The 14,147-nt window shown below is 65.0% G+C and carries 13 protein-coding genes; 7 read left to right on the plus strand and 6 right to left on the minus strand.

Features of this window, described 5'->3' with window-relative positions; genetic code table 11:
• Nucleotides 1–97: 97 nt before the first annotated feature.
• The 6 genes from HV773_RS09470 to kdsD form a co-directional block, all read right to left on the minus strand.
• Nucleotides 98–1,615, minus strand: coding sequence for an RNA polymerase factor sigma-54 (locus tag HV773_RS09470; protein WP_129561105.1), 1,518 nt, complete (start codon nt 1,613–1,615; stop codon nt 98–100).
• Nucleotides 1,616–1,963: 348 nt separating this feature from the next.
• Nucleotides 1,964–2,731, minus strand: coding sequence for an LPS export ABC transporter ATP-binding protein (gene lptB, locus HV773_RS09475; RefSeq protein ID WP_129563264.1), 768 nt, complete (start codon nt 2,729–2,731; stop codon nt 1,964–1,966).
• A gap of 20 nt (nt 2,732–2,751) precedes the next feature.
• Complete coding sequence (gene lptA, locus HV773_RS09480) at nt 2,752–3,444, minus strand: lipopolysaccharide transport periplasmic protein LptA (protein ID WP_129561106.1); 693 nt, start codon at nt 3,442–3,444, stop codon at nt 2,752–2,754.
• A 31-nt stretch (nt 3,445–3,475) separates the two neighbouring features.
• Complete coding sequence (gene lptC, locus HV773_RS09485) at nt 3,476–4,078, minus strand: LPS export ABC transporter periplasmic protein LptC (RefSeq protein WP_129561107.1); 603 nt, start codon at nt 4,076–4,078, stop codon at nt 3,476–3,478.
• Nucleotides 4,075–4,647 (minus strand): KdsC family phosphatase, encoded by a 573-nt coding sequence (locus HV773_RS09490; RefSeq protein WP_129561108.1) that lies wholly within the window; start codon nt 4,645–4,647, stop codon nt 4,075–4,077. The genes lptC and HV773_RS09490 overlap by 4 nt, the downstream gene beginning before the upstream one ends.
• Nucleotides 4,647–5,633, minus strand: a complete 987-nt coding sequence (kdsD, locus tag HV773_RS09495) for an arabinose 5-phosphate isomerase KdsD (RefSeq protein ID WP_129561109.1) — start codon at nt 5,631–5,633, stop codon at nt 4,647–4,649. The genes HV773_RS09490 and kdsD overlap by 1 nt, the downstream gene beginning before the upstream one ends.
• 217 nt (nt 5,634–5,850) lie before the next feature.
• Between kdsD and HV773_RS09500 the strand changes: the two genes are divergently transcribed.
• From HV773_RS09500 to HV773_RS09530, 7 genes are all read left to right on the plus strand, one after another.
• Nucleotides 5,851–7,863 carry a monovalent cation:proton antiporter family protein gene (locus tag HV773_RS09500; protein WP_129561110.1) on the plus strand — a complete coding sequence of 671 codons (2,013 nt, stop codon included), beginning with the start codon at nt 5,851–5,853 and terminating at the stop codon, nt 7,861–7,863.
• Between the two features lie 129 nt (nt 7,864–7,992).
• Complete coding sequence (locus HV773_RS09505) at nt 7,993–8,559, plus strand: adenine phosphoribosyltransferase (RefSeq protein ID WP_129561111.1); 567 nt, start codon at nt 7,993–7,995, stop codon at nt 8,557–8,559.
• A gap of 65 nt (nt 8,560–8,624) precedes the next feature.
• On the plus strand, nt 8,625–9,239 hold the full coding sequence (locus HV773_RS09510) for a LysE family translocator (protein ID WP_129561112.1): 615 nt from the start codon (nt 8,625–8,627) through the stop codon (nt 9,237–9,239).
• A 31-nt stretch (nt 9,240–9,270) separates the two neighbouring features.
• Nucleotides 9,271–10,128: an NUDIX hydrolase gene (locus HV773_RS09515; RefSeq protein WP_129561113.1), complete on the plus strand. Its 858-nt coding sequence runs from the start codon at nt 9,271–9,273 to the stop codon at nt 10,126–10,128.
• Between the two features lie 74 nt (nt 10,129–10,202).
• Entirely contained in the window at nt 10,203–11,072 is an 870-nt protein-coding gene (purU, locus tag HV773_RS09520; RefSeq protein ID WP_129561114.1) for a formyltetrahydrofolate deformylase, read from the plus strand.
• A gap of 256 nt (nt 11,073–11,328) precedes the next feature.
• Nucleotides 11,329–12,651, plus strand: a complete 1,323-nt coding sequence (locus HV773_RS09525) for an MFS transporter (protein ID WP_129561115.1) — start codon at nt 11,329–11,331, stop codon at nt 12,649–12,651.
• 60 nt (nt 12,652–12,711) lie between these two features.
• The gene (locus HV773_RS09530; protein ID WP_129561116.1) at nt 12,712–14,106 is read left to right on the plus strand and encodes a NarK family nitrate/nitrite MFS transporter; all 1,395 of its coding nucleotides are present in this window, start codon (nt 12,712–12,714) and stop codon (nt 14,104–14,106) included.
• Nucleotides 14,107–14,147: the final 41 nt, after the last annotated feature.

The raw sequence follows: 14,147 nt of genomic DNA on the forward strand, positions 1-14,147 counted from the left end.
CCCGAAAGGCCGCCACGAGGGGGCAAGTTCGACCGGCCATCTCCGCCAACTGGCGCCGCGGCCGGAAAATGCCCATTCCGCAAAGACCGGAACAGGCTTAAAGAGACTTGCGCAGATTAACCGCTGGGATCTTCAGCGCCTCGCGGTACTTCGCGACAGTGCGTCGCGCGACCACAAAACCCTGTTCCGCCAACAGTTCGGCTATGCGGCTGTCCGAAAGAGGGGATTTGGTGTTCTCGGCTCCTATGAGTTGCTTGATGAGGGCACGAATGGCGGTAGACGATGCTGCGCCTCCCGTGTCCGTTGAAACATGCGATCCGAAGAAGTACTTAAATTCAAGTGTCCCGAATGGAGTCAGCATGTATTTACCGGTTGTCACACGCGAGACAGTTGATTCGTGTAGGCCCAGCGTATCAGCAATCTCCCTCAAAACCAAGGGGCGCATGGCAATCTCGCCATGCACGAAATAGTTCTTCTGGCGCTCGACGATCGCCTGCGCGACGCGCAGGATTGTCTCGAAGCGCTGCTGGATGTTCTTGATGAGCCAGCGCGCTTCTTGCAACTGCTGGCGCAGCGACCCACTACCCGGGTCCCCCCGGTTGTTGCGCAGGATGTTGGCGTACAGGTGGTTGATGCGCAGTTTAGGCACCACTTCCGGATTGAGTTCGGCGTGCCAGTTCTGGCCAACCTTCTTCACGAAGATGTCCGGCACCACGTAGTCAGCTTCGGCCTTGCCGTACGCCGCGCCCGGAAACGGTTCGAGCGAGCGGATCAGTGTGTGCGCCTCGCGCAATTCGTCGTCGCCGGTCTTCAATTGCTTGCGCAAACGCGTGAAATCGCGCGCAGCGAGCAGTTCCAGGTGGTTCGACACGATCTCGAGCGCGAGCGTACGTGTGGGCGACGAAATGACGCGAAGCAATTGGAGCTTCAGGCACTCCGATGCCGAGCGCGCACCTACGCCCGCCGGGTCGAAGCTGTGCAGCAGCGCGAGCGCCGCGTTCAGCTCGTCGGCGTCGACTTCCAGCTCTTCGGGGATATCGGCAAGAATCTCGTCGCAGGTCGTCGAGAGATAGCCGTCTTCGTCGAGTGATTCGATCAGGAACGTAATGAGTGCGCGGTCGCGCAGACTCGCATTGGTCTCGCGCAACTGCGCCATCAGATGATCGCGCAGCGTGGTGGTCGATTCGTGAATTTGCAGCGGCGGCAGGTCGTCATCGTCGGAGGCGTTGCCGGAGCGGCCATAGTCGTCGAGGTTCCACTGGCTTGCCTCGCCATTCGAATCGCCGCCGAGGCCGTCGTACTCGTCCACGCCCCGGGGCTCGCCTTCGCCGCTATCGTTGCTGCTGGCGGACGAGCTTGCGCCGTTGCCCATGCCCTGCATCGGCTCGGCGCCCGAGGGCGCCGGCGACTGGGCGATGACCGAGCCGTCCGCCGCCACACGCAGCGGGCTGGCGATCCAGTCGTCCTCGTTCTCGAGCAACGGGTTCTGCGCGATCGCCGTGGCGACCTCCTGTTGCAGTTCGAGCGTCGACAGCTGCAGCAGCCGGATCGACTGTTGTAGCTGAGGAGTGAGCGCAAGATGCTGCGAGAGGCGGAGTTGGAGGCTGGCTTTCATGGCAGTGTGCGATTCATTGTAAAGAGTTTGCCACGCTCGCGATACCACGCGACATACGCGAAAACGCGCGTGCTATGGCGGAGTGCGCAGGGCGGCTGCAAGCGCGAATTTGGTGCGCAAACAAGAGCGTGAGATGCTCGCGCGCACGCCTCGCGCGATGCGCGGCGCATGAGCTTCACTGGGCGGACTGGGGCCGGCGCCAGCGGGCAAGCACAACGGAAAACTCGGGGGAATGAGGGGCGCGGCGGGTGGCGCCTGGCCGGCCGCGCCTGGCTGCCTTGCTCGCCTCGGGTGTGGCGAGCGGTGTCCTGGGCGCGCAGGGTGTCTGGCGCGCCCCGGTCCGGCGTGTTACATGCGGAAATGTTCGCCGAGATAGACGCGGCGAACGTTTTCGTTCTCGATGATCTCGCCGGGGGCGCCGGCGGCGAGCACACTGCCGTCGCTGATGATGTACGCGTGGTCGCAGATGCCGAGCGTCTCGCGCACGTTGTGGTCCGTGATCAGCACGCCGATGTTGCGCTGCTTCAGGAACTTCACGATCTTCTGGATTTCCAGCACGGCGATCGGGTCGACGCCCGCAAACGGCTCGTCGAGCAGGATGAAGCTCGGATCGGTTGCTAGCGCGCGTGCGATTTCCACGCGGCGGCGCTCGCCGCCCGAAAGCGAGAGCGCCGGATTGTCGCGCAGGTGCGCGATCTGGAGTTCGTCGAGGAGCGCGTCCGAGCGCGTGGCGATGGTGTCCTTCGAAAGACGCTTGCCGTGCTCGTCGGTCTGCAGTTCCAGCACCGCGCGGATGTTCTCCTCCACGGTGAGCTTGCGGAACACCGACGCTTCCTGCGGCAGATACGAAAGGCCGAGCGCCGCGCGCTTGTGGATCGGCAAAAGGCTGATGGACTCGCCGTCCAGGTCGATCTCGCCCGCGTCGAGCGGCACGAGGCCGACGATCATATAGAACGACGTGGTCTTGCCCGCGCCGTTGGGCCCGAGCAGTCCGACCACTTCGCCGCTTTTCACGTCGAGCGAGACGTCCTTGACGACGGTGCGCGAGCCATAGCGCTTCTTGAGGTTGCGCACGACGAGCGAACTCGTCTTGCCCGCGGCCGTGCGCTGATGGATGGGGGAGACGGTGGCGGTGTTCACTGTTGCGGCGCTCCCTTGAGTGTCGTGGAGGGCGCGAGCGTGGCCGGGCCGCCGGAGAGCGGCTGCGCGCCGCCGTTGCGCGGCGAGAGCATCGCGCGCACGCGGCCCTTCGGATTGCCGGGGCCGGCGACGTCCGAGCCCGCCTTGGCGGTGTAGAAGTCGTTCTGGCCGTCATAGGTGACGACGCTGCCGTGGACTGTGTCCATCACCGTCGAGAGGCCCTGCAGGCGGCGTACCGTCGCGCGCGTGGTGAGCGTGGTGAGATCCTGCTTGCCGTCGTAGTCGATGCGCTCGGCGGTGCCGTCGACGTATTCGTCGATGCCCTCGCGCTTCTGGCGGAAGTAGGCGAGGTTGGCTTCAGGCGTGCCCGGCGCCACCGTGCCGGTGGCGTACTGATAGCCCTGCGGGTCTTGCGTGACGACGAGCTTGTCGGCCTTGATCATGATCGTGCCCTTCGTGGCGACGACGTGGCCGGTAAAGACGGTCTGTTGCTTCAGATCGTCGTACGTCATGTTGTCCGCTTCGATGTTGAGCGGTTTGTCCTTGTCGGCGCGCTCGGCGTGCGCGGCGGGCGCGATGCACGCGAGCGGCAGCGCGGTCGCAAGCGCGGCCAGCGTCGCGAACGCAGCGCGGCGCCAGCCCTGCGCGTGCGGGCGGCCGGACAAAGGTCGTGGAAGCGAATCGTTCATGCAGTCGTGCCTTGGGTGGACGGCCCGGGGATCAGGACGAGCCGCCGGAATCAGCCGGGGCGATCGCGCCGCGGACATTGCCGAAGAGCTGGATGACCCGGGTGACGTTGTTGTAGTTCATGCCGCTGGTGGCCGTCATGACCGACTGGCCGCGACGAAGTTTAACCGGCTTTTCGGTCAGGATCACATCGTCGTTCACGAGCACGCGGAAATGCTCGGAATCAGCCTGCATGTCGGGGTCGCCAGGACCGGCTGCGCGCAGGATGCGTGCGTTGTCGTACAGGTCGACGATCGATGCGTCGCCGTTGACCGTGCCGCGCTTGCCGGTTGCCGTGACCACCGGCTTGCCGGGCTGGAACGCGCGCACCGCCGGCATCGTGAGGTCGCTGTTCGAGTCGTCCTCGTAATGCACCATGTGTTGGGCGGTGAGGCGGTATTGCGTGGAGCCCGACTGGTCGAGTTCGGAGACCGAGAAGTTGTCGGCGAAATAGTCGGGTGTGTGCGTAAGCGGGCGCGGCGCGGCTTCGTTCTCGCGCGGTTTGACGGCCTGGATCAGCCACCACGTGAAGCCGGCGAGCACCGCCACGCAGATCACCGGCACGAGCGAGGTGAGGCGAAACTTCTGCTGGTTCATTGGGACCCCACGCGCGCCTGCGCTGCGAGCGGGGCGCAGGCCGCCGTGAGCATGGCGTCGTAATGGCCCTGGGCGCGCAGGATCAGGTCGGCGACTTCGCGCGCGGCGCCGTGGCCGCCGGTTTTATCCGTGACCCAGTGAGCGCGCGCGAGCACGTCCGGATGCGCGTTCGCGGGCGCCGCGCCAAAGCCGCACTGGAGCATCACGCCCAGGTCGGGCCAGTCGTCGCCCATATAGCCGCACTGCTCGCGCGTGACGCCGGTTTCGGCGAGCAGCGCTTCGAACGCGACGCGCTTGTCCTCGACACCCTGATACAGATGCGTGATGCGCATCTCCTTCGCGCGCACGGCGACGATCTCCGAGCGGCGCCCGGTGATGATGGCGGTGTCGATGCCGGCTTCGCGCAAGAGCTTCACACCGTGGCCGTCGAGCGAGTTGAAGCCTTTCATGGTGTCGCCCGCGCCCGTGAACAGCAGGCCGCCGTCGGTGAGCACGCCATCGACGTCGAAAATCATCAAGCGCACGCGCGCGGCGCGCGCGGTCGCGTCAAGCCCGGGGGCCGCATTCATCAGATCACCTTCTTGGAGAACAGGTCGTGCATGTTGAGCGCGCCGATGAGAGTGCCCTCGGCGTTCACCACCAGCATCTGATTGATGCGATGGCGCTCCATCAGTTCCACGGCTTGCACCGCGAGTTGGTCGGGACCGATTGTGCGCGGGCCCTTCGTCATCACCTGGGCGATCGGCAGGTCGCGGAAATCGCCAGTGCGTTCGAGCACGCGGCGCAGGTCGCCGTCGGTGAAGATGCCGGCCACGCGGTCTTCTTCATCGACGATGGCGGTCATGCCCATGCGCCTGGCGGTGAGTTGAATAAGAGCGTCGCGCACCGTGGCGTCCTCGCGCACCTTTGGGATGGCGTCGCCCGTGCGCATCACGTCGCGCACGTAGGTGAGCAGACGCCGGCCGAGTGCGCCGCCGGGGTGGGAGCGCGCGAAGTCGTCGGCGCCGAAGCCGCGCGCGTCGAGCACCGCGACCGCGAGCGCGTCGGAAAGCGCGAGCGCCGCCGTGGTGCTGGCCGTGGGCGCGAGATTCAGCGGACAGGCTTCTTTCGCGACGCCGGCGTCCAGATGCACATCGCTAAGCCGGCCGAGCGTGGACTGCGGGCGGTTGCCCGTCATGCCGATGAGCTTCGCGCCGATGCGCTTGACGAGCGGCAGGATGGCGACCAGCTCTTCCGATTCGCCGGAGTTGGACAGGCCGATGAAGACGTCGTCGGCGGTCACCATGCCGAGGTCGCCGTGGCTCGCTTCGGCGGGATGCACGAAGAACGCCGGCGTGCCGGTGGAGGCGAGGGTGGCCGCGAGTTTGCGGGCAATGTGGCCCGATTTGCCGATGCCGGAGACAACCACGCGTCCGCGGCAACTGAGGATGAGATCGACCGCGCCGACGAAGTTGTCGTCGAGCCGGTCGCGAAGTCCGCGCACGGCGTCGGCTTCGATGTCAAGCACGTCGCGAGCGAGCGTCAGCGCCCGATCACCATTGATTTTCGCTATCATTCGCGGAGTATAGCAAAGGCGTATGGGCGCCGCGCCGGCGCTCTCAGCGCGAAAGCGCCGGCTTTTTGCCGCCATTGCGCCCCTCTTCCGCAGTACTTCCCATAGATCCCGATTTGCGCCGATCATTGACCCGACCGGCGCAGGCAAAATTTGTATCGCCGGCAACGCACGCCTGTATGACGCGTTGGCAACGTTTTGAACGAGGACGCCTCACACGATGATTTCGCCGCTGGAAATGACGTTGTTTCTGCTGCTCGCCTCGGTGGTTGGCGTCGTGCTGTTCCGTTATCTGAACTTGCCGCCGATGCTCGGCTATCTCACGGTTGGCATCCTGGTCGGCCCGCGCGCGCTCGGCATCGTGCCGGACACAGCGGGGGCGAAGAATCTGGCCGAGTTCGGCGTCGTGTTCCTGATGTTCTCGATCGGCCTCGAATTCTCGCTCTCGAAGTTGCGCACCATGCGGCGGGCCGTGTTCGGCCTCGGGCTCTCGCAGGTGGTGGGCACGATCGTGGTCGCGCTGCTGGTCGGGCTCGTGCTCGCGCCGTGGGTGCACATCACCTGGCAGGCCTGTGTCGCGCTCGGCGGCGCGCTCGCCATGTCGTCTACGGCCATTGTGAGCAAGATGCTGGCGGAGCGTCTGGAGATCGAGTCCGAGCATGGCCGCAACATTCTCGGCGTGCTGCTGTTCCAGGATCTCGCCGTGGTGCCGCTGCTCATCGTGATCGCGGCGTTCGGCGGTTCATCGGCGTCGCTCGTCGAGTCGCTCGGCATGGCCGCCATCAAGATCGTGCTCGCGCTCGGCATTCTGCTCATCGTCGGGCAGAAGTTCATGACGCGCTGGTTCAACGTGGTCGCGCGGCGCCGCTCGCAGGAACTGTTCGTGCTCAACGTGCTGCTCGTCACGCTGGGCGCGGCGTTCATCACCGATAAATTCGGCCTTTCGCTCGCGCTCGGCGCGTTCATCGCGGGCATGCTGATCGCCGAGACGCCGTACAAGCATCAGGTGGAAGAGGACATCAAGCCGTTTCGCGATGTGCTGCTCGGGCTCTTCTTCGTGACCACGGGCATGCTGCTCAATCCGCTCGTGATCTGGCAGCACCCGTTCATGGTGGCCGCGTTCGTGATCGGGCCGGTCGTGCTCAAGGCCGTTACCATCACGGCGCTCACGCGCCTCTTCGGCGCTTCGCCGGGCGTGGCGATGCGCACCGGCCTCGGTCTTGCGCAGGCCGGCGAATTCGGCTTCGTGATGCTGAACCTCATTCTGGACAAGCATCTCGTCGATCCCACGCTGCTTCAGGCGATTCTCGCCGCGATGCTGCTCTCGATGCTCGCCGCGCCGTTCCTGATCCAGAACGCCGACCGCATTGTGTTGCGCCTGTCGTCGACGGAATGGATGCAACAGTCGCTGATGATGACGCGCATCGCCACGCAGAGCATCAAGCAGAGCGGCCACGTGATCGTGTGCGGCTACGGCCGCGCGGGGCAGAACCTTGCGCGCATGCTCGAACACGAAGGGCTTTCGTATGTGGCGCTCGACCTCGATCCCGACCGCGTGTCTGCTGCTGCGGCGGCGGGCGAGTCGGTGGTGTTCGGCGATGCGGCGCGGCGCGAGTCGCTGGCGGCGGCGGGCATTCACCGTGCGGCGGCGGTGGCGATCACCTACGCGAACACGCAGTCCGCGCTGCGCGTGCTGCACCACATTCACGAACTGGAACCCACCTTGCCCGTGATCGTGCGCACCGTGGACGATGCCGATCTCGAGCGCCTGCTCGCGGCCGGCGCGACCGAGGTGATTCCCGAGATCGTGGAGGGCAGCCTGATGCTCGCCTCGCACATGCTGGTGGTGATGGGCGTGCCGATGCGTCGCGTGGTGCGGCGCGTGGAAGAAATGCGCGACGAGCGCTACAGCCTGCTGCGCGGCTACTTCCACGGCACCGACGATGTGGGCGAGGACGGTCACGAGCAGGTGCGGCTACAATCCGTACCGGTCGACGCGCGCGCCGAGGCGGTGGGCCGCACGCTCGCCGATCTGGGGCTGTTCGACCTCGGCGTGGAGGTGACGGCGATCCGCCGGCACGGCATTCGCGGCGTGGAGCCCGACCCGTCGACGAAGCTGCGCGAAGCCGACATCGTCGTGCTGCGCGGCCTGCCCGAGCAACTGGCGCAAGCCGAGGAACTCCTCTCGCGCCACCGCAAGGCGGGCGCCGCCGGCGCGAGCGCGGCGGCCTGAGCGCAGGCCCGCGTCGTCCACCGGCGCAGCGCCTGCACGCAATACCGCGATTGGGGACGCTGTATTTTCAGGGTTCCGTCCCGATTATCCGAACCCGCTTCTCTATTCTTGTCATCACCCGGAGCAATCATGTCCAACGCACCTGCGAACGCGAGCGCCGAAGCCTCACGGTTCGTCAACAGCCTGATCCGCACGGTGCCCGACTGGCCTCAGCCGGGAGTGCAATTCCGCGATATCACGCCACTCATTGGCGACCCGAAGGGCTTGCGCGTGCTGATCGACCTGTTCGTGGAGCGTTACGTCGATGCCAAGCTCGATTACGTGGCGGGGCTCGACGCGCGCGGCTTCATCATCGGGCCGATCGTCGCGTACGAACTGAACGTGGGCTTCATTCCGATCCGCAAGATCGGCAAGCTGCCGTACAAGACCGTCTCGGAAACCTACAAGCTCGAATATGGCGAATCGACCGTCGAGCTTCATGAAGATGCCTGCGCAAAGGGCGATCGCGTGGTGATCGTCGACGACCTGATCGCCACGGGCGGCACTATGCTCGCGGGCAAGCTGCTGCTCGAGCGCCTCGGCGCGACGGTGGTGGAGGGCGCGGCGATCATCGACCTGCCGGACCTGGGCGGCTCGAAGCTGCTCACCGAAGCGGGCTTGCCGCTCTTCACCGTGACCACGTTTGGTGGTCATTAAGTGGCCATTAAGCGCCCATCAGGTTGCCACTGAGCCGACACTGACTCCCCCAATGGACTGAGCCCATGCCCAACTTCGCGCTCTTTCTCGCCACCTCGCTCGCGATCACCTTCGCGCCCGGCCCCGACAACCTGCAAGTGCTCGCGCGCGGCATCTCGCAGGGCCGCGCCGCGGGCCTCGTGGCCGCGCTCGGCTTTGCCGCGGGCGTGACGTTCCACACCACGCTTGCCGCGCTCGGCATTGCCGCGGTGCTGCGCTCGTCGCCGCTCGCGTTCCAGATCCTCAAGCTCGCGGGCGCCGCGTACCTCGTCTGGATCGGCGTGAAGGCGCTCAGGAGCCAGGGGCTCGCCGCCGCGGGCGACCGGCCGCGCCAGCCGCTTTCCACGATTTTTCGCCAGAGCGTGCTCGGCAACGTGATGAATCCTAAGGTGACGCTGTTCTTCGTTGTGTTCCTGCCGCAATTCGTCGATACGCATGGCGCGCAGAGCGTCACGCTGCAGATGCTCGAACTCGGTCTCGTGTTCATGGCGCAGACCGTTGTGGTGTTCTCGCTGTTCGGCCTGTGCGCGGGCACCATAGGCGGCTGGCTCAAGCGCCGGCCGCGCGCGGGTTTGTGGCTCGACCGGCTCGCGGGACTCACCTTCATCGCCATCGGCATTCGCGTCGCGCTGCGCGACTGATGTTCGCGCGCGACGCCCGGAGCTCCACGAGATGACCTTGCCTTGCATCACCGACGCGCGCCGTTTCGACGCGAGCGCGCATCTGCCGTTTTTCTTCGGCGACGAACGCGTGGGCTGGATTCGCCACGGCGACGTTGCGTTGCTCGCGCGCTGGCCCGACATCTTCGAGATCGCCGATGCGCGCGTTACGCTCGCTGCGCAGTTCGATAGCGTGACGGCGCGCAGCGCGGCGCTCGCCGCCGTGATCGGCGCGCTGGCCGCCGAGGGCCGCATCCCCGGTTGGCGCAACGAGACCTACGCGATTCGCAATGCCTTCGACGCAGCGCCGCTCGCGTTCATCGAGCGCGCGGCGTCGCGGTTTTTCGGCACGATGACGTACGCGGTGCACTTGAACGGCGTCGTAGAATACGCGGGCTCCGCGTCGCCCCGCGCGCCGCAGTTGTGGATCGCGCGCCGTAGCGAAACCAAGGCGACCGACCCCGGCATGCTGGACAACGTCGTGGCGGGCGGCATCGGCTGGGGCTTCGGCATCGAGGCCACGCTCGTGAAGGAATGCTGGGAAGAGGCGGGCATTGCCGCCGAGCTTGCCTCGCAGGCGCGGCCGGGCCGCACTGTGCACGTGCTGCAATCGCTGCCCGAGGGTACCCAGGCCGAGCAGATCTTTGTCTACGACCTCCTGCTGCCCGCGGACTTCGCGCCGCACAACCAGGACGGCGAAGTCGGCGAGCACCGCCTCGCGCGCATCGACGAAGCCGCGCGCTGGATCGAGGAAGGCAAGATGACGGTGGACGCGAGCCTCGCGACGCTCGATCTGCTCTTGCGCCGCCAATGGATAGACGAAGACGCGTGCGAGGGCATTGCCGCGATCTTCGAGCCGCCGACGCTGTGAAAGGGCGCCGGTTTTTCTGTAGAAGCCCAAAGCCCTTTTGAATCACCAGGCAATTGACGGGAGTAACCAGGGTCATGTCGACCGATCACAGCTTCATTCTCAAACTGTCGTGCGCCGACCGGCCGGGCATCGTGCATGCCGTGTCGGGCTTTCTGTTCGAGCGCGGCAGCAACATTCTCGATTCGGCCCAGTTCGGCGACAGCCATACGGGCGAGTTCTTCATGCGCGTGCACTTCCAGCAAGTGGGCGGCGACCCCGGCCTCGACGGTCTGCGTGCCGCGTTCGCGCCGCTCGCCGATGAGTTCGGCATGCGCTGGGAGCTGCACGACGCGAACGTGAAGCCGCGCGTGGTCATCATGGTCTCGAAGATCGGTCACTGCCTGAACGATCTGCTGTTCCGCTACCGCACCGGCCAGTTGTCGATCGAGATTCCCGCGATCATCTCGAATCACAAGGAGTTCTATCAACTCGCGGCGAGCTACAACATCCCGTTTCATCACTTCCCGCTGCTCGGCGGCAGCGAGGCGGACAAGGCCGCGCAGGAAGCGCGCGTGCTCGATGTGGTGAACGGCGAGGGCGCCGACCTCGTGGTGCTCGCGCGCTACATGCAGATTCTTTCGCCGCAGTTGTGCAAAGCGCTCGAAGGCCGCGCGATCAATATTCACCATTCGTTCCTGCCGAGCTTCAAGGGTGCGAAGCCTTACTATCAGGCGTTCGACCGCGGCGTGAAGCTGATTGGCGCGACGGCGCACTATGTGACGTCCGATCTCGACGAAGGCCCGATCATCGAGCAGGAAGTCGAGCGCGTGGATCACAACATGACGCCGGACCAGCTCACGGCGATCGGCCGCGACGTGGAGTGCGTGACGCTTGCGCGCGCGGTGAAGTGGCATGTCGAACATCGCATCGTGCTCAACGGGCACAAGACGGTGGTGTTCCGGTAATCCGCTGTCGTCTTGAATATTTGTTGCTGCGACAACCTGCCGTAGCGTGCCATAAGCACGCTACGGATTTTCGAATTACTCTTATTGCTAGACGGTGTAACCGCATCTCGCGGCTCCCTCCTCAACACCGTTCCACTCCCACGGACTACTCCTTAAGGCCTAGCGGCGGATCGTCTCGTCCTACCTGCGGGTAATAGTCGCGAGGTGCGGTGCTTCCTAATCTTGTTACGTCAGTCCGACAAGAAAAGGAAACACCATGAAAGCCGCCCCATCCCCACAGGCGGACGCCGTACCAGACAGCCGCGCCTGGCGCGTGCTTGGCTCGAGCACATTCGCGTTCACGATCTGCTTTGCCGTCTGGATGATGTTCGCGATCCTGGGCATCCCCCTCAAGCAGCAGCTTCATCTCACCGACACCGAATTCGGCCTTGTCGCCGCGATGCCGGTGCTCACCGGATCGCTCGCCCGCGTGCCGCTCGGAATCTGGACGGACCGCTTTGGCGGCCGCATCGTCTTCTTCCTCACCATGATCGCCACGGTCGTGCCGATCTGGCTCGTGACCTACGCGACGCAACTGTGGCAATTCCTAGTGCTCGGTCTTTTCGTGGGTTTCGCGGGGGCTTCGTTCTCTGTCGGCACGCCCTACGTCGCGCGCTGGTTCCCGAAGTCGCGCCAAGGCTTCGCCATGGGCATCTTCGGCGCAGGTAACTCGGGCGCGGCGCTCAACAAGTTCGTCGCGCCGGTGCTGATCATCGCCGCGGGTTCATGGACCATCGTGCCGAAGGTCTACTCGGTTGCGATGCTCGTTACTGCGCTGCTGTTCTGGGTGTTCTCGGCAAGCAATCCCGCGCATCGCGTCACGACTTCGACCAGTGTGGCGAGCCAGATGCGCGTGCTCGCCGACCCGCGCGTGCTGCGTTATTCCCAGTACTACTCGGTGGTGTTCGGCGGCTACGTGGGCCTTTCGCTGTGGATGCCGCAGTACTACGTGAACCAGTACGGCTTCGGCATCGAGCAGGCGGCTTTCCTCGCGGCGTGCTTCTCGCTGCCCGGCGGCGTGCTGCGCGCGATCGGCGGCTGGCTCTCCGACCGCTACGGCGCGTATCGCACCACGTGGGCCGTGATGTGGGTCGCGCTCGGCTGCTTCTTCTTGCTGAGCTATCCGCCGACCGACTTCGTGATTCACAGCGCGCATGGCCCGCTTAGCCTGCATATCAGCACCGGTCCGGTGTTCTACACGGTGCTCATGTTCATCGTGGGTATTGCGATGGCGGTGGGCAAGGCCTCGGTCTTCAAGTTCATCGGCGACGAGTACACCGACAACATCGGCGCGGTTTCCGGTGTCGTAGGCCTTGCCGGCGGTCTCGCGGGCTTCATCCTGCCGATCCTGTTCGGCCTGCTGGTGGACCTCACCGGCGTGCGGACCACCTGCTTCATGCTGATGTTCGGTGCCACCGTGGTCAGCCTGCTCTTCATGCACTTCTCGTTCCGCCCGGAGGCGGTCGCGCATGGCCGCGCGGTGCTGCAGCGCAAGGAGCAAAGCGAGATTGCCACGTTAAAAGAAACTTCGCATCACTAATGGATCAACCCGGCTGAATTCCTGCGCCGCGTGGGCGGCGCCTACTGTAAGAGCACAACCATGTCCAAATATCTTCTGACCAAGTGGGAGCCCGAGAACGCCAAGTTCTGGGAAGCATCCGGCGAGCAGATCGCCACCCGTAACCTCTGGATCTCGATTCCCGCGCTGATGCTGGCGTTCGTCGTGTGGTCGCTGTGGAGCGTTACGGTCGTTAATCTCGACAAGGGCGGTTTCCACTTCACCAAGAACGAGCTGTTCTGGCTCACGGCGCTGCCGGCGCTCTCGGGCGCCACGCTGCGCATCTTTTATTCGTTCCTCGTGCCGATCTTCGGCGGCCGCCGCTTCACCGCGATCTCCACGGCGAGCCTGCTGGTTCCGGCCATCGGCATGGGCTTCGCGCTGCGTGACCCGTCCACGTCGTATAACACGCTGCTCGTGCTCGCACTCCTGTGCGGCTTTGGCGGCGCGAACTTCAGCTCGTCAATGGCGAACATCAGCTTCTTCTTCCCGAAGGCGCGCAAGGGTTTCGCCACGGGCCTGAATGCGGGCATTGGCAACCTTGGGGTCTCGGTCGTGCAGTTCGTCACGCCCATCGTGATCACGACGGCTGTGTTCGCGGGCCTGCTCGGCGACGGCCAGACGTATGTGAAGGACGGCGTCGAACAGAGCATCTGGCTGCAAAACGCGGGCTTCGTCTGGGTGCCGCTCATTATCGTTTCGTCGCTCGCCGCGTGGTTCGGCATGAACGACATCGCCGATGCGAAGGCCTCGTTCAGCGAGCAGGCCGTGATCTTCCGCCGTGCGCACAACTGGATCATGTGCTTCCTCTATGTCGGCACGTTCGGTTCGTTCATCGGCTTCTCGGCGGGTCTCGCGCTCTTGACCAAGGCTGAATTCCCGGCGATCAACCCGACCGCATGGGCGTTCCTCGGGCCGCTCGCCGGTGCGCTCACGCGTCCAGTCGGCGGCTGGATCTCGGACAAGATGGGCGGCGCGCGCGTGACGCTCTGGACCTTCGTGGCGATGATCGCGGCAGTCGTGGGCGTGATCGCCTTCCTGCCGGGCGGCGCGCTGGGAGGCGCAGAGGGCAGCTTCGCTGGCTTCCTCGCGATGTTCGTGGTGCTGTTCGCACTGACCGGAATCGGCAATGGCTCGACCTTCCGCATGATTCCCGTGATCTTCCTCACGCAACATCAGCGTGCGGCCGAGGGCAAGGGTGCCCCGGCGCAGCACAGCGCGCTTGCGGAAGCGAGCAAGGAATCGGCTGCAGTGCTCGGCTTCGCCGGCGCGATGGGCGCATATGGCGGCTTCTTCATCCCGAAGAGCTTCGGCACTTCGCTCGACATAACCGGATCGCCCGTGATGGCGCTGGTGTGCTTCATCGGCTTTTACGTGGTGTGCGCACTCGTGACGTGGTTCTTCTACGCACGCCGCAACGCCTCGATGCCGTGCTGAGGCCACTGGTCGAACTAGTCCTTTAGGAGTAGTTGGGTGCG

The sequence above is a fragment of the Paraburkholderia caffeinitolerans genome, assembly GCF_902859945.1.
Classification (GTDB): Bacteria; Pseudomonadota; Gammaproteobacteria; order Burkholderiales; family Burkholderiaceae; genus Paraburkholderia; species Paraburkholderia caffeinitolerans.

Excerpts from the sequence above, each read along its gene's own strand:
- HV773_RS09470 (WP_129561105.1), bottom strand. The coding sequence starts at position 1,615 with ATGAAAGCCAGCCTCCAACTCCGCCTCTCGCAGCATCTTGCGCTCACT.
- kdsD (WP_129561109.1), bottom strand. The coding sequence starts at position 5,633 with ATGATAGCGAAAATCAATGGTGATCGGGCGCTGACGCTCGCTCGCGAC.
- purU (WP_129561114.1), top strand. The coding sequence starts at position 10,203 with ATGTCGACCGATCACAGCTTCATTCTCAAACTGTCGTGCGCCGACCGG.
- HV773_RS09510 (WP_129561112.1), top strand. The coding sequence starts at position 8,625 with ATGCCCAACTTCGCGCTCTTTCTCGCCACCTCGCTCGCGATCACCTTC.
- HV773_RS09515 (WP_129561113.1), top strand. The coding sequence starts at position 9,271 with ATGACCTTGCCTTGCATCACCGACGCGCGCCGTTTCGACGCGAGCGCG.
- lptC (WP_129561107.1), bottom strand. The coding sequence starts at position 4,078 with ATGAACCAGCAGAAGTTTCGCCTCACCTCGCTCGTGCCGGTGATCTGC.
- HV773_RS09525 (WP_129561115.1), top strand. The coding sequence starts at position 11,329 with ATGAAAGCCGCCCCATCCCCACAGGCGGACGCCGTACCAGACAGCCGC.
- HV773_RS09490 (WP_129561108.1), bottom strand. The coding sequence starts at position 4,647 with ATGAATGCGGCCCCCGGGCTTGACGCGACCGCGCGCGCCGCGCGCGTG.
- lptA (WP_129561106.1), bottom strand. The coding sequence starts at position 3,444 with ATGAACGATTCGCTTCCACGACCTTTGTCCGGCCGCCCGCACGCGCAG.
- HV773_RS09500 (WP_129561110.1), top strand. The coding sequence starts at position 5,851 with ATGATTTCGCCGCTGGAAATGACGTTGTTTCTGCTGCTCGCCTCGGTG.
- HV773_RS09530 (WP_129561116.1), top strand. The coding sequence starts at position 12,712 with ATGTCCAAATATCTTCTGACCAAGTGGGAGCCCGAGAACGCCAAGTTC.
- HV773_RS09505 (WP_129561111.1), top strand. The coding sequence starts at position 7,993 with ATGTCCAACGCACCTGCGAACGCGAGCGCCGAAGCCTCACGGTTCGTC.